The sequence below is a fragment of the Streptomyces hygroscopicus genome, assembly GCF_026168105.1.
Taxonomy (GTDB): domain Bacteria; phylum Actinomycetota; class Actinomycetes; order Streptomycetales; family Streptomycetaceae; genus Streptomyces; species Streptomyces hygroscopicus_D.
Genome location: NZ_LBMW01000078.1, coordinates 1 through 22,300, shown reverse-complemented (window position 1 = coordinate 22,300; position 22,300 = coordinate 1). Strand labels below are relative to the sequence as shown.

Sequence of the window (22,300 nt, the reverse complement as noted above, 5' to 3'; positions counted from 1 at the left end):
CGGCGCACCACCTCGTCGGGTACGGTCTCGCGCTGCCGTATGCCCGTTATGGACTCGACGACGTCGCCGAGGGACTCCAGGTGCTGGATGTTGACGGTCGAAACCACGTCGATCCCGGCCGCGAGCAGCTCCTCGACGTCCTGCCACCGCTTGGCGTTGCGGGCACCTGGGACATTGGTGTGGGCGAGTTCGTCCACCAGGGCGACGGCGGGGGCACGGTCCAGCACGGCGTCCACGTCCATCTCCGTGAAGAGCGAGCCCCGGTGGACGAGCTCCTGGCGCGGTATCTGCTCCAGACCGCGCAGCATCACCTCGGTGCGCGGCCGATCGTAGTGCTCCACGAACGCCACCACGCAGTCGGTGCCGCGCTCGACACGCCGGTGCGCCTCGGACAGCATGGCGTAGGTCTTGCCCACGCCCGGTGCCGCACCGAGGTAGATCCGAAGCTTGCCCCGTCCCATGGCCCCATTGTCTTCCCGTCACTGCTGTGCACGCTGCGTCGACCTTACGGCCAATAATCACGGCAAATGGGGCGGGGGGCGTACGGCAGGACGTCTTTGACGGAACCCTGATACGTGCACACGGGCCCGAGGACCCCCTGGGGAGGGCCCCGGGGGGCTGGTCCGGACGGCTCCGGGGGCCGGTGCGAAAGCGCTTGTCCAGGGCGTTGCAGCCGACCTCGGTGCCCCGGGCCAGGAGGAGGCCGCACAGGCGGTCTGCAGGGGCGCGTTGCAGTTGGTGTGCCGCTTGAGGAGGGCCGAACAGGGGTCATCCAGCGCGATGCGCTGCTTCGAGCACCGGTCGTCGCAGGTGATGTACCAGGGCGGCGGACGAGGCCGGCGGGGGGCAAAGAGGCCGTACCCCTGCAAGGGATACGGCCTGTGCTGGTTCTGGTTGCCGGGCGGTCAGCGGACCTCGGTGATCTCCGGTCCGCGCTGCAACTGCCCCATGCCACCGGAGAAGCGGGAGGTGCCCTCCTCCTGCTGAACACCTTCGGGCACCATCTGCGCGTCGTTCGGCAGCTGCAGGACGATCGGGTCGCGCGGGGCCATCGGGCCCTCGCCACGGACCACGACCGTGTCACGGAAGATCTGCTCAAGCAGGCCCGCCGCCTGCGGTTGCACGGCACCCTGGCCGGAGATGACACCCCGCAGGAACCAGCGGGGGCCGTCCACACCGACGAACCGCACGACCTGGAAGCCGCCCGTGCCGTCCGGCAGCTGCACCGGTACCTGTGCGCGCAGCTCCCAGCCCAGCGGACCCTCGACCTCGTCGACGATGCCACCCTGCTGGGTGATGCCGCTGGCGATCTCCTCGCGCACCTCGCCCCAGATGCCCTCGCGCTTGGGCGCGGCGAAGGCCTGCAGCTGGACGGCACTGTCATGCAGCACGACGGTCGCCGCGACGATCGCGTCGCCCGCGACCTCGACCCGCAGCTCCATGCCTTCGACCCCGGGCACCAGCAGACCGCCCAGGTCCACCCGGCCTTCACCGGGCTCACGGACCTCGGAGCTGTCCCACGGGCCGTCGGGCCGCGGCTCCGGTTCGAGCCTCACGCGCTCGCGCTCGACCTCTTCGTCCGCCTCAGTGTCGACACCGTCGACGACCTGCTCGGCCTCGCCGGCCGCATCCTCGGCGGCACCCTTCTTGTTGCGACGTCCGAACACGTCACTGTCCTTCCCGGTCGGATACGACCGAAGCGTATCGATTCCCACCCGTTGTGCCGCCCACGGCGGCATGACCGCCGGTGGACCCGAAGCCCCCCGTGGCCCGCGCCGAATCGGGAAGTTCCGCGACCTCCTGGAAGCGGACCCTCTCGACCTGCTGGACGACCAGTTGGGCAATCCGGTCGAAGCGCTCGAACCGCACGCTCTCGCGCGGGTCGAGATTCACCACGATCACCTTGATCTCCCCACGGTACCCGGCATCCACCGTCCCCGGGGCATTGACGAGGGCGACACCGCAGCGGGCGGCGAGACCGGAACGCGGGTGCACGAAGGCCGCGTACCCCTCCGGCAGCGCGACAGACACGCCCGTGGGCAGAACGGCCCGCTCGCCGGGCTTCAGCACACAGCGGTCGGTGGTGCGCAGATCGGCTCCCGCATCGCCCGGGTGCGCGTACTCCGGAAGCGGTACGTCGGGGTCGATGCGCCGGATCAGCACGTTCACGGGGTCGCTGGTCACGGGTTCACCTCGAAGGCTCGTGAACGCCGGAGCCGGTCCGGGTCGCTCATGGCCGCCTGGATCTCCTGCGGGCGGCCGTTGTCGATGAAGTGGTCGACCTTCACCTCGATGAAGAGGGCCTCGGCACGGACGGCGACAGGCCCGTCGGGGCCGCCGATCCGCCCGGTCGCCCTGGAGTAGATCTTCCGCCCGGCGACCGCCGTCACCTCGGCCTCCAGATACAGCACGGTGCCCACGGGCACCGGCCTTACGAAGTCGGTCTCCAGCCGTCCGGTCACCGCGATCGTGCGCAGCAGCCAGTTCAGCGAGCCGAGGGTCTCGTCGAGGGCGGTGGCGAGGACCCCGCCGTGGGCGAGCCCGGGCGCGCCCTGATGGGCGGGCCGCACGGTGAACTCGGCGGCGATGGACACGCCCTCACCGGCCCGCGCCTGCAGATGCAGGCCGTGGGGCTGGTCTTCCCCGCACCCGAAGCACTGCCCGTAGTGCGATCCGAGCGGCTCGCCCGGCGCGGGGGCCTCGGGGTGCCGTACGGGCGCCACGGCGTCGGCGGGAGGCGTCAGGGCCCCGGTAGTAGCACTCACAGCCGCAGACCTTACCCGCGCGTGAACGCACCCCGGACACCGTGCCAAGCTTGGCCTCATGCAGCTCTCCGCGTCGCCGTACGAAGAACGCCTGACCGCGCCCCGCTCCTGGTGGCTGCTGTGCCTCCTGGTCGGCGTCGCGATGGCGTTGGTGCTGGTCCCCTTCGGCACGCTGCCGCTGCTCGGGGGGCTGGTCGGCGGCACGGCGGCCTCGGCCGTCGTGGCCAGCTCGTACGGCTCCATCCGCATCCGGGTGGTGGGCGACTCGCTGATCGCGGGCGAGGCGAAGATCCCGGTGTCGGCGCTCGGCGAGGCGCAGGTCCTGGACCAGGAAGACGCCCGCGCCTGGCGCACTTACAAGGCGAACCCACGCGCGTTCATGCTTCTGCGCGCATACATCCCGACGGCTCTGAAAGTCGAGGTCACGGACCCGGAGGACCCGACGCCGTACCTGTACCTGTCGACGCGGGAGCCGGAGCGGCTGGCGGCGGCGATCAAGACGGCACGGGCGGAGGGGTAGGTACTCCCCCGCTCATGGGCCGACTTCCGAGGGGTCGGCCGGCTTCTCTCAGGGGCCGACTTCCGAGGGGTCGGCCGGCTTCTCTCAGGGGCCGAGTTCCAGGGGGTCGGCCGGCTTCTCCAGCGGTGGCAGCTTCGGCAGCGCCTCCCAGGGCACCTGCATCTTCCGCAGATCCCCCCGGATCCGCTCCGCGAGCCGCTTGGTGTCCCGCCGGTTCATGACCGCCCCCACCGCGGCCCCCACCATGAACGGCATCAGGTTGGGCAGATCCCGCACCACCCGCTTCGTGATCCGCTGCCGCAGTTCCCGCTTCATCTGCCCGCCCAGGGCCGCGTCGATGGTCGCGGGCTTGGCCACGTCGATCCCGCGCTCGCCCGACCAGGACTTCAGATAGGCGGTGCTGCGCTGAGCGAGGTTGCCGGGCGGCCGCACGCCGTACGCCTCGTGCAGTTCGGCGATGAGCTTCAGCTCGATCGCCGCGACCCCGGTGATCTCCGCGGCCAGCTCGGTCGGCATGGCCGGCGGCACGGGCAGCATCGCCGCGGCACCGATGCCGGCACCGACCGTGGCGGTAGCCCCTGCCGCGCCCGCGACGAGCTTGTCGGCGAGTTCCTCGGGGCCGAGGCCCGGGAAGTGCCTGCGGAGGGTCGCGAGGTCCCGCACGGGGATCCGCGGGGCGATGTCGATGATCCGGTCCGTGAGGTACGCCAGGCCCACCCTGGCCCGGGTGCCGCCCTTGCGGACGCCCTCCCGGAGCACGTCCCGGAGCACGTCCCCGACGACGGCCGCACGGTGGCGCCCGACGGGCGCCGGAGGAGCGTCCGGTGCCTGGGCCCCCACCGGCGGGGCCCCAGTGACGGGTGCCGGTTCGAGCGAGGCCGCTTCCGTGCCGGAAGAGCCCCGCTCGTCGTCACGCACACCGTGAGAGCCCTTGACAGGCTCCGGGTCCGCTTCCCTGTGCAGGAAGCGGCGCTTCCGAGGAGGGGTCGAGCCGGTCACGGCCGACCCGCCCTCAGTCGCAGTCGCGGCAGATCGGCTGGCCGTTCTTCTCGCGGGCCAGCTGGCTGCGGTGGTGCACGAGGAAGCAGCTCATGCAGGTGAACTCGTCCTGCTGCTTCGGCAGCACCCGGACGGCCAGCTCCTCGTTGGAGAGGTCGGCGCCCGGAAGCTCCAGGCCCTCGGCGGCCTCGAACTCGTCCACGTCGACGGCCGAAGCGGACTTGTCGTTCCGCCGGGCCTTCAGCTCTTCGAGGCTGTCGGAGTCGACGTCGTCATCGGTCTTGCGTGGAGTGTCGTAATCGGTTGCCATTTCGCTCTCCCCCTCTGGGTGTCTGCGGGTGTCTCCAGCGCACGTAACGCGTGAGAGGCCGGACTTGTGCCCGCCTCGAGGCGGAGATTTTGCCTCACATCAAGGTCTGTTACTCAATCGACACCCAACCGGACTCCTCAAGAGTGATCGGGTTGGATGGCGAACCGGACCGTACACGGTTCCCGTGCCTTACATCAAAGGCACCTCATCGTGTACTTCCCGTGATCAAGCCCCCGGAAAACCCGGATTTTCCCGGCCTTTTGGAGGCATACATGATCACGGAGAGTAGATGGCCGGAAAAAAGTGCTTGTGATCGATCACACATGGACCGTTCGGACCCGCAACCCGAAAATTCCGCGCAAAGCGAACATCGGGTCGAGCCGGGGCCATGATCTCAGATGGGCAGGGTGACGCGCATGACGAGCCCACCCCCCTCACGAGGCTGCGCGGTGATGTGACCGCCGTGGGCGCGCGCCACGGACCTCGCGATGGACAGGCCGAGGCCCACGCCCTTGTCGCTGCCCGTCCGCTCCGTACGCAGCCGTGTGAAGGGCTCGAAGAGGTTGTCGATCTCGTACGCGGGGACCACCGGTCCGGTGTTGGCGACCAGCAGCACCGCCTGGCCGTGCTGAACCTCCGTCGTCACCTCGACCCAGCCGTCCTCCGGGACGTTGTAGCGCACCGCGTTCTGGACGAGGTTCAGGGCGATTCGCTCCAGCAGGACGCCATTGCCCTGGACGACCACGGGAGAGCGCCCGCCACGGATCCGGACGCCCTTGGCATCCGCCTCGGCGTGCACCTGGTCGATGGCCTGCGAGGCGACCTCCGCCAGATCCACGGGCTTGCGCTCCACGATCTGGTTGTCGCTGCGGGCGAGCAGCAGCAGTCCCTCCACCAGCTGCTCGCTGCGCTCATTGGTGGCCAGCAGCGTCCTGCCGAGCTGCTGCAGTTCGGCAGGCGCCCCCGGGTCGGACAGGTGCACCTCCAGAAGCGTGCGGTTGATCGCGAGCGGAGTGCGCAGCTCGTGCGAGGCGTTGCCGACGAACCGCTGCTGGGCCGTGAACGCCCGCTGCAGCCGCTCCAGCATGTCGTCGAAGGTGTCCGCCAGCTCCTTCAGCTCGTCGTCGGGCCCGTCCAGCTCGATCCGGCGGGACAGGTCCGAGCCGGCCACCGCGCGCGCCGTACGCGTGATCCGGCCGAGCGGCGACAGCACTCGGCCGGCCATCGCGTACCCGAAGGCGAAGGCGATCACCGCGAGGCCTAGCAGGGCCAGCAGCGAGCGGCTGAGGAGGTTGTCCAGGGCGTGCTGGCGCTGCTCGTTCACGCAGGCGTACAGGGCGTTGTTGAGCTCGCTCGCCGTCGGCGACTGCGGCAGGTTGCAGGTGTCGCTGGCGACCTGGCCCGAGAGGATCTTGAACGGCAGCTCACTGCCCACGTTGAGCGCGTGCGCCGCGAACAGATAGATGATCGACAGCAGCAGGATGCCGGCGATCAGGAACATTCCGCCGTACAGCAGCGTGAGCCTTATGCGGATGGTCGGGCGCAGCCAGGGGAACGGAAGCTCCGGCCTGCGGGGGTCCCAGGTGGGCTTGGGGGGCGCCGAGGGTGGTGCGGGGGTCGTGGCCACAGTCATCAGATCCGGTATCCGGAGCCGGGCACGGTGACGATGACCGGGGGCTCGCCGAGCTTGCGGCGCAGGGTCATGACCGTCACGCGTACGACGTTGGTGAAGGGGTCCGTGTTCTCGTCCCAGGCCTTCTCCAGGAGCTGCTCTGCCGAGACGACGGCACCCTCGCTGCGCATGAGGACTTCCAGGACGGCGAACTCCTTGGGTGCGAGCTGGACCTCCTTGCCCTCGCGGAAGACCTCACGGCGGTTGGGGTCGAGCTTGATCCCGGCGCGCTCCAGGACCGGCGGCAGCGGCACGCTCGTACGCCGGCCGAGGGCGCGCACGCGCGCGATGAGCTCGCTGAACGCGAACGGCTTGGGCAGATAGTCGTCGGCGCCGATCTCCAGGCCCTCCACGCGGTCGCTGACGTCGCCCGAGGCTGTGAGCATCAGCACGCGGGTGGGCATGCCGAGCTCCACGATCTTGCGGCAGACGTCGTCGCCGTGCACGAGCGGGAGGTCACGGTCGAGGACGACCACGTCGTAGTCGTTGACGCCGATGCGCTCCAGGGCGGCCGCACCGTCGTACACGACGTCGACGGCCATGGCCTCCCGGCGCAGTCCGGTGGCCACCGCATCGGCGAGCAGCTGCTCGTCCTCGACGACGAGTACGCGCACGTCGCTTGTCCTTCCTCTGTCCACCCGTATGGCCGCTCACGGGCAGCCCACGGGCAGGTCTGTCATGGGTGAGACCTCCATCCTGCCCTTTTCCGCCGTAAACCGGCTGTAAGACAGGTGGCGGCGCCCGGGGGCCGCCCCGGGGTACCCGGGAATGCGAATTTTTCTCGCGCGGTTGAGGTTTCCGCGGAAGGGAGCTGGGGGAGGACGGCTTTACACCCCGCGATCACGCTCTGCATATGGCACACCACCATGTGGTCTGCTCCTCACCTCTTCCCGTAGGGCGGGCGTGGGTGTCCGGCACCGTCGCCGCCCAGCCAGGGCTGCGCTGGGCACCCAGTAGAGACGTGATCGCCCCTTCCCAAGGGCACACCCCCGTGCCACCGACCCACGACCCAGGACGAGGGGGCGCAGCATGGACGCATTCACCGCAGGACTTCTGCAGCGCATACGGGCGACCGAGTCCGACCTGACGCGGGCCCGTGAGACCGGCGACGACTTCCTCGCGGAGGTCGAGCAGTCGGAACTCGACGACTTGCACCGCCTTGCCGCCGAGCACGGTGTGGAAGTCGGCGCGACGCGCGTCTGATCAGCTCGCACGAAGCGGGGCTCCGGCAGATCCAGGCCGGGGCCCCGCTTCGCGTGCTGGGGCGCGACGCGTCAGTCGTGCCATGCCCCCAGTTCGTCCAGTCGGGTCTGGAGCCGTTCGAACAGACCCGGTGGGGCCGCGATCGCCAGGGCCGGGGAGAGGGGCTCGCCGGGGCGGCCACCGGTCAGGGCGCCCGCCTCGCGGGCGATCAGGTCGCCCGCCGCGTAGTCCCAGGGGTTCAGTCCCCGCTCGTAGTACGCGTCGAGGCGGCCCGCCGCCACATCGCACAGATCGATCGCGGCGGAGCCGCCCCGCCGGATGTCCCGCACCTCGGGGATCAGCCGTCGCACCACCTCGGCCTGCTGCAGCTTGCGCTCGGCCAGATAGCCGAAGCCGGTGCCCACGAGGGCGAGGGCCTGATCGGCGGCGGGACGCACCCGGGCCCGGCGGTCGTTGACGAACGCCCCCTCGCCCCGGACGGCCCGGAAGATCTCCCCGCGCATCGGCGCGTGGACCACGCCCACGAGGGTCTCCCCGTCCTTGCGGGCCGCAATGGAGATCGCCCAGCTGGGGAGCCCGTACAGGTAGTTGACGGTGCCGTCGATCGGGTCGATCACCCACTCGACACCGCTGGTGCCCTCGACGCTGGCGCCCTCCTCTCCGAGCAGGCCGTCCTCTGGCCGGCGGTCGGTGAGCAGCCCGGTGATCAGCTTCTCGGCGGCGATGTCCATCTCGGTGACGACGTCGATGGCGCTGGTCTTGGTGGCGGCCACCCCCAGGTCGTCGGGGCGCCCGTCGCGCAGGAAGGCGCCCGCGCGGGTCGCGGCCTCCAAGGCGAGTTCCAGGAGTTCGGCGTTCAGCGGGTCGGCCGGCTCGGTCACGGTGCTCCTCACGCGTACGGGCTGTCGGCGCCCGCCGCGGCGGGCTTGGGGGCGCGGGCCGGGCAGCAGCCCACGGGGCAGACGTTGTGGCTCGGGCCGAGGGCGCCGAGGGAGCAGGGGGTCACCTGCTGTCCCCGCTCGGCCGTGGCGCGCTCGACGACCAGATCGCGGATCGCGCCGGCGAACCGCGGGTCGGCGCCCACGGTGGCCGAGCGGCGCACCGGCAGCCCCAGCTCCCCGGCCTTCGCCGTGGCCTCCGTGTCGAGGTCGTAGAGGACCTCCATGTGGTCCGAGACGAACCCGATCGGCGCCATCACGACGGCCGGCACCCCGGCGCCGTGCAGCTCCTCCAGGTGGTCGCAGATGTCCGGCTCCAGCCAGGGAATGTGCGGGGCGCCCGAGCGCGACTGGTAGACGAGCTGCCAGGGGTGGTCGACTCCCGTCCGCTCGCGCACGGCGTCGGCGATCAGCCGGGCCACGTCCAGGTGCTGCCGGACATACGCCCCGCCGTCGCCGTGGTCCGCGACCGGGCCGGAGGTGTCCGCCGCGGCGGTGGGGATGGAGTGCGTGGTGAAGGCGATGTGCGCGCCGGCCCGGACGTCCTCGGGGAGGTCGGCCAGGGACTCCAGGACACCCTCGATCATCGGCTCCACGAAGCCGGGGTGGTTGAAGTAGTGCCTCAGCTTGTCGATCCGCGGCGGCTCGAGGCCCTCGGCCCCGAGAGCGGCCAGGGCGCCCGCGAGGTCCTCGCGGTACTGACGGCAGCCCGAGTAGGAGGCATACGCGCTGGTGGCCAGGACCAGGACGCGGCGGTGGCCGTCGGTGACCATGTCGCGCAGGGTGTCGGTCACGTAGGGCGCCCAGTTGCGGTTGCCCCAGTAGACGGGCAGGTCCAGGCCGTGGTCGGCGAAGTCCTTGCGGAGGGCGTCGAGGAGGGCGCGGTTCTGGGTGTTGATGGGGCTGACCCCGCCGAAGAGGAAGTAGTGCTGCCCCACCTCTTTGAGGCGCTCCCTGGGGATGCCCCGGCCCCGCGTCACGTTCTCCAGGAACGGGACCACGTCGTCCGGCCCCTCCGGGCCTCCGAACGAGAGGAGCAGCAGGGCGTCGTACGGGCTGGGGTCGAGTGCGTCGGGCATGTCTACGATCCTGCCACCCGGCACCGACAACACTCCCGCCACCCGCCCCCGGACCGGCAGACGAAGGCCGCCCACGATCCTCTGTCCGAACACTGGTGCGGATGCACGCGCGAAATACGGTGGGCGCCGCCCGGCTCGTAAGGCATGTTCCAGAATTACGCGCCTTACTGCACTGCGCCGGAGACCATGTGCCCAGCCCCTGCCGCACCCTGTTCACCGCACCCGGGTCAGCGCGCCACGGAGCCCCAGCCGCACCCGCGCGAGCGGCACACCGGCGGCACGCACTTCGCTCGCCCTGACTGCGCGTCCCGGGGACCACGTTCGCCGCGACCGGAACGATCTTCGGCGCGGTCGATGTGGTGACCGTCGCCTTCGCCGACGAGCGCGGCCACAAGGCGGCGGCGAGCGTCGTCCTGGCGCGCTGCGCGGCGGGCTCCTGCGTCGCGGGCCTGGTCTTCGGGCCGCTGCGCTTCTCCGGGGCGCCGGAACGCAGGTGGCTTCTGGGCGAGTGTGCCGTGGCCGTGAGTATGATCCCCCTCCTACTGGTCGGAAACTTGCCGCTTCTGGCCGTGGCGCTGTTCGTTGCGGGCCTGTCCATCGCACCCACGGTGATCACGACGATGGCCCTCGTCGAACGGCACGTACCACGTGCGCAACCGACCGAGGGAACGACCCGGGTGTCCACCGGGCTCGCGGTCGGGTTCGCGATCGGCTCCTCGGTGGCCGGCCGGGTGATCGACGCCGCCGGCGCGAGGTCCGGGTACGGGGTTCCGGCGGTGTCCGGGACCGTCGCGGTCGCGGTCGGTTTCCTCGGGTATCGCCGGCTGGGCAGGCCGGTTCCGCAGCGGGGAGGGTCCCATGAGCACCACAGTGAGCGGGAAGAGCGGCACGTGGCGTAACTGGGCGGGGAACGTCACCGCCCGGCCCGTACGGGAGGTCACCCCCGCCTCGGTCGAGGAGCTCTCCGCCGCCGTACGGAAGGCGGCCGAGGACGGCCTGCAGGTGAAGGCCGTGGGCACCGGACACTCCTTCACGGCCGTCGCCGCGACCGACGGGGTGTTGATACGCCCTCAACTGTTGACCGGCATACGTGCGCTCGACCGTGAGGCCGGCACGGTCACCGTCGAGGCGGGGACCCCGCTCAAGAGACTCAACGTGGCACTCGCGCGCGAGGGGCTGTCGCTCACGAACATGGGCGACATCATGGAGCAGACGGTCTCCGGCGCCACCAGCACCGGCACGCACGGCACCGGCCGCGAGTCCGGCTCGATCGCCGCGCAGATCACGGGGCTCGAACTGGTGACGGCGGACGGCTCGGTGCTGACCTGTTCCGAGCACGAGAACCCGGACGTCTTCGCGGCGGCCCGGATCGGTATCGGCGCCCTGGGGATCATCACCGCGATCACCTTCGCGGTGGAGCCCGTCTTCCTGCTCACTGCCCGCGAGGAGCCGATGCCCTTCGAGAGGGTCCTCGCCGAGTTCGACGAACTGTGGGCCGAGAACGAGCACTTCGAGTTCTACTGGTTCCCGCACACCGGAAACACCAACACGAAGCGAAACAACCGCAGCGCCGGCCCCGAGAAGCCGGTCGGGCAGCTGAGCGGCTGGTTCGAGGACGAGTTCCTCTCCAACGGCGTCTTCCAGGTGGCCAACTGGGTCGGCCGCGCCGCACCCGCCGCCATCCCGGCGATCGCCCGTATCTCCAGCCGCGCCCTGTCGGCCCGCACGTACACCGACATCCCCTACAAGGTCTTCACGTCACCGCGCCGGGTGCGGTTCGTGGAGATGGAGTACGCCGTCCCGCGCGAGGCCCTGACGGAGACGCTGCGTGAACTGAAGACCATGGTCGACCGCTCGAACCAGCGTGTGAGCTTCCCCGTGGAGGTCCGCACCGCCCCGGCCGACGACATCACCCTGTCCACGGCCTCCGGACGGGACAGCGCGTACATCGCGGTACACATGTTCCGAGGTACCCCCTATCAGGCCTACTTCACCGCCGCCGAGCGGATCTTCACCGCGCACGGGGGGCGGCCCCACTGGGGCAAGGTGCACACACGCGACGCCGAGTACTTCGCCGAGGCCTACCCGCGCTTCGGAGAGTTCACCGCCCTGAGGGACCGCCTTGACCCGGATCGGCGGTTCGGGAACGGCTACCTGCGTCGGGTGCTGGGCTCATAGCCGACGCGCTCGGCGAGGCGGGAGTCACGCCGGAGACGCCGGCGCCTGTGCCGGGCGTGGCGGGCGTGGCGCCGGGCGCCGGGCTCCCCGTCGTCCCGGTGCCGCCGTTTGCCGGAGCGGAGCCGGTGTCACCGCCCGGCGCGTTCGCCACGGAGGCGCCGTCCGACGGCGCACCGGCACCATAGGACGGCATCCGTGCGGGCAACGGCGAGGTGCCCGACCGCGCCGACGGCTTCCCGTGGCCGGTCAGGGCGTCACCGACCGTGGTGCTCGAACCGCCGCCGAAGCCGTTGCCCGGCACCAGTTCGTACGAGGTGATCCCGGCCATGGTGACGCCGAAGACGAGAGCGGCCGCGATCACCGGTCGCCGTCGGCCGCGCGCCCCCGCGCGGTAGACGGTGCCCTCGCCGAACTCGCCCGGGGCGGGCGCCCGGTGCTCCCGGCGTCCGCTCTGCGCGGCGCCCCCTCCGGTCCCCCGTATCTGCTCGCCGGTGTGCCGGAAGACGTGCTGGAAGACGGAAGCGCCGCAGGTGGCGACGGTGCTGACCAGACCGGCGCCCAGGATCGTCCCGTAGACGCCGAAGTACGAGGCGAGTTTCGCCGCCACCACCGCGGCCACGGCACTGCCCGCCACTTGAGGGACGCTCAGATCCAGCCGCTTCTTCCGGGCCTCCGTCCCGGCTTCCCCCTCCGCACCGACGTCCGGTTTCCCACGCATCCCCGGAACTTGCCTGCCTTTCCCGTACGTAATCGTCCACACATGGACGCTCGGCCGTCCGGACGTGATCGTCCGGCCACACGAGGGAAGACGTAAGTCCGAAGCGATTAGTTCCGTTTCTGCTGATTAGGTGAAGTGCGCCACGTTTGTAGGCCGCGAAAACCGCGGATCGGACGGCCAACTCGCACCCCTTGCCAGAAGTTGGGCGGCGTGCCGATCCACGCACATGGCCCGAATGGAGTACTGTTGCGAGCCCTGGGTCCGGTCTCCCGCCAGGGCGTCCGGGGCCTTGCCGGACCACCGGGAGGGGGCTAATTGCACAGGGTGACGGAGTTCGTCACTTAGCGTTGCGAATAGGTAACCGTGCCATAACGGCGATCCAGGGCCCGTGCCCGACACGCCGGGCAACTCGGCAAGGTTGTGGCAGGCTGCACCCGGGCAGGCCACACTCGACTAGCGGAAGCAGCGACGCACGTGACGTCGGCAGGCACCACCCGGGAGGTCCCCATGCCCGAACTGCGTGTCGTGGCCGTCTCCAATGACGGCACACGGCTGGTGCTGAAGGCTGCGGACAGCACGGAGTACACGCTTCCGATCGACGAACGGCTCCGAGCCGCCGTGCGCGGCGACCGTCCCCGCCTCGGCCAGATCGAAATCGAGGTGGAGAGCCATCTCCGCCCGCGAGACATCCAGGCGCGGATACGTGCTGGCGCGTCCGCCGAGGAGGTCGCCCAGCTCGCCGGGATCCCCGTTGACCGCGTTCGCCGGTTCGAGGGCCCCGTGCTGGCCGAGCGCGCCTTCATGGCCGAGCGTGCCCGCAAGACTCCCGTGCGCCGGCCCGGCGAGAACACCGGTCCCCAGCTCGGCGAGGCCGTCCAGGAGCGGCTGCTCCTGCGCGGCGCGGAGAAGGACACCGTCCAGTGGGACTCCTGGCGCCGCGACGACGGCACCTGGGAGGTGCTGCTCGTCTACCGGGTCGCGGGTGAGCCCCATTCGGCGAGCTGGACGTACGACCCGCCCCGGCGGCTCGTCCAGGCCGTCGACGACGAGGCGCGTTCCCTGATCGGCGAGTCCGACGACCTCGCGGCACCCGAGCCGAGCTACCCCTTCGTACCTCGGATCGCGCGTCTGCCGCGCGAGGGCCGGCTGGACCGTGGCCTGGAGCGCCAGACGGACCGTCCCGTCCTGCCGTCCCAGGCGTCCGAGCCCGCAGAGGAGACCGCCGGCGAACGCGACTCGCTCACCAGCCTCCTGGAGGCGGTGCCGAGCTTCCGCGGCGACATGGTGGTGCCCGAGCTGCCCGCGGAACCGCAGGAGGAGCCCGTCCAGGAGCCCGAGGCGGAGGAGCCGCCCGCGCCCGCGGCCTCGGCCGGTTCCGCCTACGCGGACGTCCTCATGCCGCGCACGGTCGGGAGCCACCGGGACCGTCTGGTCGGTGCGACGGACCGCCAGGCGGAGGCGGACGGCGTCCGCCCCGGCCGCAGAGCCGCCGTCCCCAGCTGGGACGAGATCGTGTTCGGGACGCGGCGCAAGAAGCAGGAGTAGCCGCCACCAGCCCGAAAACGGGACCGAGTGGCTTTCGAGGGGGTCCGCGCCGCGACCGGCGTGGACCCCTCGCGTTCACTCCGGGCCGGGACCCACCGCCACCGGACGGCCAGGGCCCGCCGACCACTCCGACCACGACCCCACATACAGGGCGGCCGGGATTCCGGCGATCGTGAGCGCCAGCACCTCGTGTGCGGCGGAGACGCCCGAGCCGCAGTACACGGCGACCTCGGTGTCCTCCGTGACGCCGAGCGCCTTGAAGCGGTCGGCGAGTTCGGCCGGGGACCGGAAGTGTCCGGTCTCGGTCACGTTCTCCGTCGTCGGCGCCGACACCGCCCCGGGGATGTGGCCGCCGACGGGGTCGATCGGCTCGACCTCGCCCCGGTAGCGCTCACCCGCCCGCGCGTCCAGGAGCAGTCCCGTCCGGGCGAGCGCGGCGGCGCCGTCGGCGTCCAGCAATCGCAGCGCCCCCGGCACGGGCCGGAAGTCACCGGCGGCCGGCTCCTCGGTCCCGGAGGCCAGCGGTCCGTCCCAGGCGGACAGGCCACCGTCCAGCACCCGCACATCCGGATGGCCCGTCCAGCGCAGCATCCACCACGCCCGCGCCGCGGCCCAGCCCTGCCCTCCGTCGTACACGACGACCGGCCGGTCCGCGGAGACTCCGGCGGCCCGCATGGCAGCCCCGAAATGCTCCGTACCGGGCAGCGGATGCCGCCCGGCGGGGCCCGGCGGACCCGCGAGATCGGCGTCCAGGTCCACGAAGACGGCGCTCGGAATGTGCCCGGCCGCGTGGGCGGCTCGCCCGTCGAAGGAGGGGGCGCCGGCCGCCGCCGCGACACTCAGCTGCCACCGGATGTCCAGGAGCGTCGGCGGCCGCGGTCCCGCCAAGTCGCTCGCGAGTTCGGATGCGGAGATGATGGCCTTCATGGCCCCCATCCTTGCGCACGGGGTGGCCGCATAGCCCAGGTCCGGCTAGTCTGCTCCGCCGGACAGGCCCGATCACTTGGTGTACGGGATCGGGCACATGCTGTAGAGCCGATGACAACGGCACAGCAACCACATGTGACGGATAAAAAACGGCAAATCAGGCATCCTTCGGTCGTGAGTGTCCGGACGGCGCGGCCGGAGGACGTGGTGCGACCGGTGGTGCGAGCATCGGCACGGAGCGTGCACGGACGCGTACGCGGCACAGGTGCACGGAGCGGAAGCCGAGCGGCCACCACCAGGGGCCGAGGAGAGAGTGACCATGACCGAGGCACGGGGGTCGGCCGGCCTGAACGGCACAACGCACGACTGGCACCCGCCCGGGACACCGTGCTGGGTAAGTCTGATGGTGCACGGGATGGCCGCGACCCAGGAGTTCTACCGCGCGCTGTTCGGCTGGGAGTTCCGGCCGGGACCGCAGCACCTCGGGCCGTACGTGCGGGCTCTGCTGGACGACTACGAGGTGGCGGGCATCGGCCAGCTCCCGCTGGACCGGCACCTACCGATCGCCTGGACGCCGTACATCGGCTCGGACGACGTGGACGCGACCGCGGAGGCGGTGCGCAGCTGCGGCGGAACGGTGGGCGTCGGCCCCCTGGACGCGGCCGAGGCGGGGCGGCTGGCGATCGCGTGCGACCCGATGGGCGCGGTGTTCGGCATCTGGCAGGCGGCCGAACACCTCGGCATGGGCCTGACCGGTGTCCCGGGCACCCCGGCCTGGAACGAGCTGCTCACCTATGACACGGCGAGCGTCGCCAAGTTCTACCAGACCGTCTTCGGCTACGAGGAGGAGCCGGTCGTCTCTCCCGACTTCGACTACGTCACCCTGCACATCGAGGGCCGTCCCGTCGCCGGCATCCACGGTGTCGGGCACGCCCTGCCTCGCGACCGGGGGCCGCACTGGATGACGTACTTCCAGGTCGCGGACACCGACGCGACGGCCGAGCGGGTCGCCGAGCTGGGCGGGCACGTCGTGCGCCCCCCGTGCAACATGGCTTTGGGCCGCATGGTCACGCTCGCGGACCCGGAGGGGGCGACCTTCTCGGTGGTCAGTCGGCTCGACTGAATCGCCGGGTGAACCTGCGGGTCACCCGGTTGACGACACCGGCAGGACGTCCGGGGAGAGGGCTGCGGCGCGGGCCGTGGCCGCCGTCAGGCGCCGCCGGTGGTGGCGGCGGCACAGCACCTCGTAGCCGACCTCGTCCGCGGACTGGTTGACGTCGCCCACCACCACCTGAGCGCCCTCGACCACCATCTCGCCGCGGATCGTACGAGCGTTGTGCGTGGCGCGGGCGCCGCACCAGCACAGGGCCTCCACCTGGAGCACCTCGACCCGGTCGGCCAGTTCCACGAGGCGCTGCGAGCCCGGGAAGAGCTTGCTGCGGAAGTCGGTCGTGATGCCGAAGGCGTAGACGTCGATGCCGAGGTCATCGACGGCGCGGGCCAGTTGGTCGATCTGCTCCGGCGCCAGGAACTGCGCCTCGTCCGCGATCACGTAGTCCGCGCGCCCGCCCCGGGAGAGATGGTCGACGAGATGCGCGTACAGATCCTGCCCGTCCGCCACCTCCTCCGCGTCCGTGACCAGCCCGAGCCGGGAGGAGAGCTTGCCCTCGCCGGCCCGGTCGTCGCGGGTGAAGATCATGCCCTGCAGCCCCCGCGCGGAGCGGTTGTGCTCTATCTGGAGAGCCAGCGTGGACTTCCCGCAGTCCATCGTTCCGGAGAAGAACACCAGCTCGGGCATGGGCGGTTGAGGACCTTTCGGGACGGGCGGAGGGCGCGGCGAATCTTCAGGAGCGTACTGGGCGCCGGACGGCTCGCATCGCTCAGGTGCGGACTTCCAGCAGGGGCACCAGCTGTTCCACAGGCGTCATCGACCCGTGGTTGCCGACCATCGCCGACTCCTTCGGCTCCCGCTCCGACGCGATGATGAGCACGTCGTCCCGGGCCGCGGCGACCACGTCACCAATGCGTGCGTACACCCGTTCGTCGATGCGGGGGCCGAACCAGCCCGCAGCGATCGCCTCGTCGCGCGAGGCCACCCAGAACTGCTCACCGAGCACCTCACGCCAGCAGGTCAGCACGTCGTTCTCGGCGCCCGGCAGGGCGTAGACGTGCCGGGCGCGTCCCTCGCCGCCCAGCAGGGCCACTCCGGCGCGCAGCTCCCAGTCCTCGTCGAAGTCGATGCGGTGCTGTTCGTCGAACGGGATGTCGATCATGCCGTGGTCCGCGGTGACGTACAGAGCGCTGCGCGGGGGAAGCTGCTCGGCCAGGCGCTGGACGAGCCGGTCCACGTACAGCAGCTGGCCGCGCCAGGCGTCCGAGTCGACGCCGAAGCGGTGACCGGCGCCGTCGAGCTCGGCGTAGTACGTGTAGACCAGGGAGCGGTCACCGGCGGCCAGTTGCCCGGCCGCGAGGTCCATGCGGTCCTCACCGGTCAGCCGGCCGTGGAAGGTCCCGCCGCTCAGCGCGACCTTCGTCAGCGGGGTGTTCTCGAAGGTCGGGGAGGTCACCTGTGCGGTGTGCACGCCGGCCGCGGCCGCGAGCTGGAAGACGGTCGGATACGGCTGCCATGCGCGCGGCTCCGTCCAGGGCTGCCAGCGGAGCTGGTTCATCAGCTCGCCCGTCGCGGGGTTGCGCGCGGTGTATCCCGGCAGGCCGTGCGCGCCGGGAGGCAGACCGGTGCCGACGGAAGCGAGCGAGGTGGCGGTCGTCGCCGGGTAGCCCGCGGTGATCGGGCGCCCGGTGCCGCCGCGGGAGGACGCGAGGAGCGAGGTCAGGAAGGGTGCCTCGTCGGGGTGTGCCCTCAGCTGCTCCCAGCCGAGCCCGTCGACCAGGAAGACGCAGTTGCGGTCGGCGGCGGTCAGCTCGGCTATGCCTGCGGTCTGGCCCGGGACGCCCATGCCCGCGGCCAGGGTGGGCAGGAGGTCGGCCAGCGAGCCGGTGCCGTACTCGGGGAGGGGCGCGGAGCCGACGGCGAGCGGTTCCGGGTGGTCGTCCCAGGTGGACAGGGCCATCAGCGGGTGAGGTCCGCGGTCGCCTCGGAGAGGGACTGCGCGAAGGCGAGCGCCTGGCGCACCGTCTCCGGGCCGTCCCCGGCTTCGCTGACGCGGAGGCTGAGGTCGTCCGCCGTCGAGCTGCCCGTGTAGCCGTGGTCCGCCTCGCAGTTGGGGTCGCCGCAGGCGGCGGGCTCCAGGTCGATGCGGGAGACGGCGCCCCAGCCGATGGTCAGGACGACCTCGCGGGGCACGGTGCCCGGGGTGTACGACTCCGGGTTGGCGACGACGCGGCTGACGACGACCGACGAGATCCGTCCGAGCTTCACCGATTCCGTCGACGTCGTCGCGTACGGCGTCGGGGAGGTGTCGTCCGCGGCCTGTTCGTCGGTGTGGCTGACGATGAAGCGGGTGCCGGTGAGGACCAGCACTGTCACGTGCCGACGCACCTCGTTCGCGTCGAACGTGGTCTCCTGGTGGACCAGATACGACCGGATGGGCTCGCCGCCCACCGCGGCCTCCACCGCCTCGGCCACGAGAGCCGGGTAGTAGCCGCTGCGCTCGATCGCCGATCGCAGCCCCTGGGTCGTCGTACTGGTCTTGGCCATGACGTCCATCCTAATCCGTGGACAAGGCCGGTCCGGGACAGTCAAGCGCATCGGGGCCGTTCACCGGTACCCGTGGCCCGACGGCATACGCCGGTTCCTCGCCTGTCACCAGGGCCTTGGACCATGGCTCCTCGCCTGTCACCAGGGCCCCGGGACAATGGCTCCTCGCCTGTCACCGGGGATTCCGGCACGAAGTCGTCCGCCATCGGACGGCCGGTGGGCAATGACCTCCTTGGCCGCAGCGCCGCCTCCGGGCGCTGGACCTTCCCCGCGATCATCGCCTCGCCGGGCGCCAGGGGCCACTGCAGGCGCCGGGCGAGGGTGTCCGAAGGGGGCCACCGACTGCGCGGCACCGTTCGCGGGCCCTCAGTACACCGGGAGCGTCCTCGGGCCGAGGTCGTCGCGGGCGGGCGGGGGCGCGAGCCGGACGGTGGCGCCCAGCACGCTCAGGCCACGTGGGGCGACGACAACGGGCTCCAGGGTGACCGCCACGACCTCCGGATGGTCGTCGACCAGCCTCGACACGCGCAGCATCAGCTCTTCCAGGGCGCGGGTGTCGACAGGTGCGGAACCACGCCAGCCGAACAGGAGCGGGGCCGTCCGGATCGACCGGACCAGGGAGGCGGCTTCGCGGTCGGTGACCGGAACCAGGCGGTGCGCCGTGTCGCCGAGCAGCTGCGAGGCGGCTCCCGCGAGCCCGAACGACAACACGGCCCCGGCCGCCGGATCGATCACGGCCCGTACGAACGTGTCGACGCCGCGTGGCGCCATGCCCTGGACGACCGGCCGCAGCTCCTCCGGCTTGCCGAACAGTTCGGTCAACTCGGCGTAGGCCCGGCGTAGTTGCTCCTCGTCGGCCACGTCCAGCCGGACGCCGCCAAGGTCGGCGCGGTGCCGCAGATGGGGGGCGGTGGCCTTGAGTGCCACCGGGTAGCCGATCGAGCGGGCGGCCTCAACGGCGGCATCGGGCGTGGGCGCGGACAGCGCCCTGCGAACGTGGATGCCGTACCGCGCGAGCAGGTCGCACGTCGCGTCGCTGCCGAGCGTCAGCCCCTGCCCCCGCGCGAGCAGACCGTGGATCAGCGCGGCGGCGCCCTTCTCGTCGATGTCCTCGTACTCGGGCACCTTGCCGGGGTCGGCGGACTCGCGCCGCCACTGGGCGTATCTGACCGCTTCGGCGAGGGCGCGGACGGCGCGCTCTGCGGCGGGATAGGCGGGGATGAGGCGGGCCCCGGCCGGAGCCTGAACCGTGGGCGGCGGTCCGGCGGCGCGCGGCAGGTCGCTGCGCTGCGCCTGGGGTGCTGTGCTGGCCGCTGCGGACAACGCCTCCGCGAGCCCGCCCAGCTCCACGTGCACCACGAGCACCGGCTTGGCGGGGGCCGCAGCGGCGGCCGACCGGAGCGCCTGTGCCAGCGCGGCGTCCCTCTCCGAGGCCTCGCCGACCGCCGGGATCGCCGTCACGACGACGGCATCGCACGCGCCGTCGGCCAGCGCCGCGGACAGCGCCCGGTGGAAGTCCTCGGCCGAGGCCGCCGTAGTCAGGTCGAGCGGCGGCAGGGGCCGCAGCCCTTCGGCCAGACACGCGTCGTACGTCAGCAGCCCCAGCGACTCGGAGTTTCCGAGGATCGCAACCCGCGGCCCGGCGGGCAGCGGCTGCCGGGCCAGCAGCAGCCCCGCGTCGACCAGTTCCGTGATCGTGTCCACCCGGATCACCCCGGCCTGCCGCAGCAACGCGGACACGGTCGCGTGTGGCAGCCGCGTGGCCCGTACGGCATGGCCCTGCGGAGCACCTCCGTGGCGCGCCCCCTGCACCACCACCAGCGGCTTGGCCGCCGCCGTGCGGCGCGCGAGCCGGGTGAACTTGCGCGGGTTGCCGATGGTCTCCAGATACATCAGGGCGACGTCGGTGTCCGGGTCCTCGTACCAGTACTGCAGGACGTCGTTGCCCGAGACGTCCGCCCGGTTGCCGGAGGAGACGAAGGTCGACACTCCGGTGACTCCGGTGACGCCTCCTCCGCGCCGGTGCAGCCGCGACAGCAGGGCGATGCCGATGGCGCCGGACTGGGCGAACAGCCCTATGCGCCCGGGGCGCGGCATCTCGGGCGCCAGGGACGCGTTGAGCCGGATCCGCGGCGAGGTGTTGATGACCCCGAAGGCGTTCGGCCCGATGATCCGCATCCCGTACGACCGCGCCTGCCGTACCAGCTCCCGCTGGCGCTCCCGTCCGTCCGGCCCGCTCTCGGCGTATCCGGCGGAGACGACCACGAGCCCCTGCACCCCGTGCTCTCCGCACTCGGCGACCGCCTCCGGGACGTGCTCGGCGGGGACGGCGACGACGGCGAGGTCGACGGGCTCGGCGATCTCATGGACGAAACGGTGCGCGGGCACCCCGTCGACTTCCTTCTGCCCTTCCCCGAACGACCTGTTCACCGCGTACAGGCGGCCGGTGTAACCGCCCTCGCCGAGGTTGCGCAGGATGCTGCGGCCAACTCCCCCGGGCGCCCGGCCCGCCCCGATGACGGCGACCGAGCCCGGCGCGAGCAGCCGCTGCACGGATCGCGCCTCGGCCCGCTGCTCCCGCGCGCGCTGTACGGCCAGCGAGCGGTCGGTCGGCTCCAGGTCGAACTCCAGGCGTACGACGCCGTCCTCGAAGCTGCGCTTCTGCTGGTACCCGGCGTCGGTGAACACCTTGATCATCTTGTTGTTGGCGGGGAGCACCTCCGCAGCGAACCGGCGGATGCCGCGCTCCCGCGCGACCGCCGCGATGTGTTCGAGGAGGGCGGAGGCGACGCCCCGCCCCTGGTGCGCGTCCTGCACCAGGAAGGCGACCTCCGCCTCGTCGGCGGGCACCGAGGCGGGCAGCCCGTCGGTACCGATGCGGTCGTAGCGTACGGTGGCGATGAACTCGCCGCCGACCGTGGCCGCGAGCCCCACCCGGTCCACGAAGTCGTGGTGCGTGAAGCGGCGGACGTCCTTGGCGGACAGGCGAGGGTACGGCGCGAAGAAGCGGTAGTACTTCGACTCGTCCGAGACCTGCTCGTAGAAGCTGACGAGGCGCTCGGCGTCGTCGACGGTGATGGGCCTGATGCGCGCGGTACCGCCGTCGCGCAGCACCACGTCGGCCTCCCAGTGGGCGGGGTACTCGTGCCGGTCCGACGCGGTCTGCATGGGCCCCAGAGTAAGGCTCGCGTCCGACAACAGCGCGAGGCAGGCTGAGGGGACCGGCCCGGGCCCGCAGGGGTACCGGCCGCCGCCTCTTCCTGGGCGGGCTTCATATATGGAACACTGGTCTAGACAACCCTGATACACCTGAAGGGCAGCAACACATGGCTGAGCGCCGCGTCAACGTCGGCTGGGCCGAGGGTCTCCATGCCCGCCCCGCCTCCATCTTCGTCCGGGCAGCCACGGCCTCCGGCGTCCCCGTGACCATCGCCAAGGCCGGGGCCAACCCCGTCAACGCCGCCTCCATGCTGGCAGTCCTCGGCCTGGGTGCCCAGGGCGGCGAGGAGGTCGTCCTCGCCTCCGACGCGGAGGGCGCGGACGCCGCTCTGGACCGTCTGGCCAAGCTGGTCGCCGAGGGTCTCGAGGAGCTCCCCGAGACCGTCTGACCCTTCGGGCACCTGCACTGCGGAGCCGCGTCGGCCTTCACGGCGGACGCGGTTCCGTCGCGTCCGCACGGGCGTCGACGCGGCTCCGTCGCGTCCGCACCCGTGCACGGGCGCCGTGCTTTTCCGCGGCGGATGTCACCGAGCGAAGGGATGGGGGGGACGGGGCGGACGGGAGATCGG

General features: G+C 71.6%; 21 protein-coding genes and 2 pseudogenes. 7 read left to right on the top strand and 16 right to left on the bottom strand.

The annotated features are described in order from the left end of the window. The 4 genes and pseudogenes from AAW14_RS37240 to AAW14_RS37225 form a co-directional block, all read right to left on the bottom strand. A pseudogene (locus tag AAW14_RS37240) lies at positions 1 to 461 on the bottom strand (histidine kinase); the annotation flags it as partial. A 444-nt stretch (positions 462 to 905) separates the two neighbouring features. Beyond that, a complete protein-coding gene (locus AAW14_RS37235) occupies positions 906 to 1,667 on the bottom strand; it encodes a DUF3710 domain-containing protein (protein WP_265568892.1) in 762 nt (253 codons plus the stop codon). 1 nt (position 1,668) lies between these two features. Further along, complete coding sequence (dut, locus tag AAW14_RS37230; protein WP_265568891.1) at positions 1,669 to 2,184, bottom strand: dUTP diphosphatase; 516 nt, start codon at positions 2,182 to 2,184, stop codon at positions 1,669 to 1,671. Further along, a complete protein-coding gene (locus AAW14_RS37225; RefSeq protein WP_265568890.1) occupies positions 2,181 to 2,765 on the bottom strand; it encodes a PaaI family thioesterase in 585 nt (194 codons plus the stop codon). Before AAW14_RS37225 ends, dut begins: the two co-directional genes overlap by 4 nt. 58 nt (positions 2,766 to 2,823) lie before the next feature. On the opposite strand from AAW14_RS37225, the gene AAW14_RS37220 reads away from it, so the two are divergent. Next, positions 2,824 to 3,285 (top strand): DUF3093 domain-containing protein, encoded by a 462-nt coding sequence (locus AAW14_RS37220; protein ID WP_265568889.1) that lies wholly within the window; start codon positions 2,824 to 2,826, stop codon positions 3,283 to 3,285. Between the two features lie 84 nt (positions 3,286 to 3,369). Here AAW14_RS37220 and AAW14_RS37215 read toward each other — a convergent pair whose 3' ends face one another. From AAW14_RS37215 to AAW14_RS37200, 4 genes are all read right to left on the bottom strand, one after another. Next, positions 3,370 to 4,284: a hypothetical protein gene (locus AAW14_RS37215; protein ID WP_265568888.1), complete on the bottom strand. Its 915-nt coding sequence runs from the start codon at positions 4,282 to 4,284 to the stop codon at positions 3,370 to 3,372. A 13-nt stretch (positions 4,285 to 4,297) separates the two neighbouring features. Further along, positions 4,298 to 4,594 carry a DUF4193 domain-containing protein gene (locus AAW14_RS37210; protein WP_003993510.1) on the bottom strand — a complete coding sequence of 99 codons (297 nt, stop codon included), beginning with the start codon at positions 4,592 to 4,594 and terminating at the stop codon, positions 4,298 to 4,300. A 394-nt stretch (positions 4,595 to 4,988) separates the two neighbouring features. After that, positions 4,989 to 6,221, bottom strand: a complete 1,233-nt coding sequence (locus AAW14_RS37205; RefSeq protein WP_265568893.1) for a sensor histidine kinase — start codon at positions 6,219 to 6,221, stop codon at positions 4,989 to 4,991. A 5-nt stretch (positions 6,222 to 6,226) separates the two neighbouring features. Further along, entirely contained in the window at positions 6,227 to 6,880 is a 654-nt protein-coding gene (locus AAW14_RS37200; protein ID WP_055494404.1) for a response regulator transcription factor, read from the bottom strand. Between the two features lie 415 nt (positions 6,881 to 7,295). Here AAW14_RS37200 and AAW14_RS37195 point away from each other — a divergent pair, with 415 nt between their 5' ends. Then, the gene (locus AAW14_RS37195; RefSeq protein ID WP_181923169.1) at positions 7,296 to 7,469 is read left to right on the top strand and encodes a hypothetical protein; all 174 of its coding nucleotides are present in this window, start codon (positions 7,296 to 7,298) and stop codon (positions 7,467 to 7,469) included. A gap of 71 nt (positions 7,470 to 7,540) precedes the next feature. Here AAW14_RS37195 and AAW14_RS37190 read toward each other — a convergent pair whose 3' ends face one another. Then, positions 7,541 to 8,350, bottom strand: a complete 810-nt coding sequence (locus tag AAW14_RS37190; protein ID WP_265568878.1) for an inositol monophosphatase family protein — start codon at positions 8,348 to 8,350, stop codon at positions 7,541 to 7,543. An 8-nt stretch (positions 8,351 to 8,358) separates the two neighbouring features. Further along, positions 8,359 to 9,486, bottom strand: a complete 1,128-nt coding sequence (locus AAW14_RS37185; RefSeq protein WP_265568877.1) for a ferrochelatase — start codon at positions 9,484 to 9,486, stop codon at positions 8,359 to 8,361. 228 nt (positions 9,487 to 9,714) lie between these two features. Here AAW14_RS37185 and AAW14_RS37180 point away from each other — a divergent pair. Together AAW14_RS37180 and AAW14_RS37175 are read left to right on the top strand one after the other, a co-directional pair. Further along, positions 9,715 to 10,385, top strand: a pseudogene (locus AAW14_RS37180) (MFS transporter); the annotation flags it as partial. Then, the gene (locus AAW14_RS37175; RefSeq protein ID WP_265568876.1) at positions 10,345 to 11,664 is read left to right on the top strand and encodes a D-arabinono-1,4-lactone oxidase; all 1,320 of its coding nucleotides are present in this window, start codon (positions 10,345 to 10,347) and stop codon (positions 11,662 to 11,664) included. The pseudogene AAW14_RS37180 and the gene AAW14_RS37175, both read left to right, overlap by 41 nt. Here the strand turns inward: AAW14_RS37175 and AAW14_RS37170 are convergent. Next, positions 11,588 to 12,382: a hypothetical protein gene (locus AAW14_RS37170; RefSeq protein WP_265568875.1), complete on the bottom strand. Its 795-nt coding sequence runs from the start codon at positions 12,380 to 12,382 to the stop codon at positions 11,588 to 11,590. The genes AAW14_RS37175 and AAW14_RS37170 overlap by 77 nt on opposite strands. A gap of 507 nt (positions 12,383 to 12,889) precedes the next feature. On the opposite strand from AAW14_RS37170, the gene sepH reads away from it, so the two are divergent. After that, complete coding sequence (gene sepH, locus AAW14_RS37165) at positions 12,890 to 13,927, top strand: septation protein SepH (RefSeq protein WP_265568873.1); 1,038 nt, start codon at positions 12,890 to 12,892, stop codon at positions 13,925 to 13,927. Positions 13,928 to 14,002: 75 nt separating this feature from the next. On the opposite strand, the gene AAW14_RS37160 is transcribed toward sepH, so the two are convergent. Further along, positions 14,003 to 14,854 (bottom strand): sulfurtransferase, encoded by an 852-nt coding sequence (locus tag AAW14_RS37160; RefSeq protein ID WP_265568872.1) that lies wholly within the window; start codon positions 14,852 to 14,854, stop codon positions 14,003 to 14,005. Between the two features lie 319 nt (positions 14,855 to 15,173). Between AAW14_RS37160 and AAW14_RS37155 the strand changes: the two genes are divergently transcribed. Beyond that, positions 15,174 to 15,977 (top strand): VOC family protein, encoded by an 804-nt coding sequence (locus AAW14_RS37155; protein ID WP_265568871.1) that lies wholly within the window; start codon positions 15,174 to 15,176, stop codon positions 15,975 to 15,977. Positions 15,978 to 15,998: 21 nt separating this feature from the next. Here the strand turns inward: AAW14_RS37155 and AAW14_RS37150 are convergent, their stop codons facing one another. The 4 genes from AAW14_RS37150 to AAW14_RS37135 form a co-directional block, all read right to left on the bottom strand. Further along, entirely contained in the window at positions 15,999 to 16,652 is a 654-nt protein-coding gene (locus AAW14_RS37150) for a thymidine kinase (RefSeq protein ID WP_265568870.1), read from the bottom strand. Positions 16,653 to 16,734: 82 nt separating this feature from the next. Continuing rightward, positions 16,735 to 17,925 (bottom strand): alkaline phosphatase family protein, encoded by a 1,191-nt coding sequence (locus tag AAW14_RS37145; protein ID WP_265568869.1) that lies wholly within the window; start codon positions 17,923 to 17,925, stop codon positions 16,735 to 16,737. Further along, positions 17,925 to 18,512 carry a DUF5998 family protein gene (locus AAW14_RS37140; RefSeq protein WP_265568868.1) on the bottom strand — a complete coding sequence of 196 codons (588 nt, stop codon included), beginning with the start codon at positions 18,510 to 18,512 and terminating at the stop codon, positions 17,925 to 17,927. The genes AAW14_RS37145 and AAW14_RS37140 overlap by 1 nt, the downstream gene beginning before the upstream one ends. Positions 18,513 to 18,878: 366 nt before the next feature. Then, a complete protein-coding gene (locus AAW14_RS37135; protein WP_265568867.1) occupies positions 18,879 to 21,680 on the bottom strand; it encodes a bifunctional GNAT family N-acetyltransferase/acetate--CoA ligase family protein in 2,802 nt (933 codons plus the stop codon). 158 nt (positions 21,681 to 21,838) lie between these two features. On the opposite strand from AAW14_RS37135, the gene AAW14_RS37130 reads away from it, so the two are divergent. Next, positions 21,839 to 22,120, top strand: a complete 282-nt coding sequence (locus tag AAW14_RS37130) for an HPr family phosphocarrier protein (protein WP_265568866.1) — start codon at positions 21,839 to 21,841, stop codon at positions 22,118 to 22,120. Positions 22,121 to 22,300 lie beyond the last annotated feature (180 nt).

Coding starts and splice junctions, on each gene's coding strand:
- AAW14_RS37220 (WP_265568889.1), top strand. CDS start 2,824: ATGCAGCTCTCCGCGTCGCCGTACGAAGAACGCCTGACCGCGCCCCGC.
- AAW14_RS37210 (WP_003993510.1), bottom strand. CDS start 4,594: ATGGCAACCGATTACGACACTCCACGCAAGACCGATGACGACGTCGAC.
- AAW14_RS37195 (WP_181923169.1), top strand. CDS start 7,296: ATGGACGCATTCACCGCAGGACTTCTGCAGCGCATACGGGCGACCGAG.
- AAW14_RS37185 (WP_265568877.1), bottom strand. CDS start 9,486: ATGCCCGACGCACTCGACCCCAGCCCGTACGACGCCCTGCTGCTCCTC.
- AAW14_RS37175 (WP_265568876.1), top strand. CDS start 10,345: ATGAGCACCACAGTGAGCGGGAAGAGCGGCACGTGGCGTAACTGGGCG.
- AAW14_RS37170 (WP_265568875.1), bottom strand. CDS start 12,382: ATGCGTGGGAAACCGGACGTCGGTGCGGAGGGGGAAGCCGGGACGGAG.
- sepH (WP_265568873.1), top strand. CDS start 12,890: ATGCCCGAACTGCGTGTCGTGGCCGTCTCCAATGACGGCACACGGCTG.
- AAW14_RS37160 (WP_265568872.1), bottom strand. CDS start 14,854: ATGAAGGCCATCATCTCCGCATCCGAACTCGCGAGCGACTTGGCGGGA.
- AAW14_RS37155 (WP_265568871.1), top strand. CDS start 15,174: ATGACCGAGGCACGGGGGTCGGCCGGCCTGAACGGCACAACGCACGAC.
- AAW14_RS37150 (WP_265568870.1), bottom strand. CDS start 16,652: ATGCCCGAGCTGGTGTTCTTCTCCGGAACGATGGACTGCGGGAAGTCC.
- AAW14_RS37145 (WP_265568869.1), bottom strand. CDS start 17,925: ATGGCCCTGTCCACCTGGGACGACCACCCGGAACCGCTCGCCGTCGGC.
- AAW14_RS37140 (WP_265568868.1), bottom strand. CDS start 18,512: ATGGCCAAGACCAGTACGACGACCCAGGGGCTGCGATCGGCGATCGAG.
- AAW14_RS37135 (WP_265568867.1), bottom strand. CDS start 21,680: ATGCAGACCGCGTCGGACCGGCACGAGTACCCCGCCCACTGGGAGGCC.
- AAW14_RS37130 (WP_265568866.1), top strand. CDS start 21,839: ATGGCTGAGCGCCGCGTCAACGTCGGCTGGGCCGAGGGTCTCCATGCC.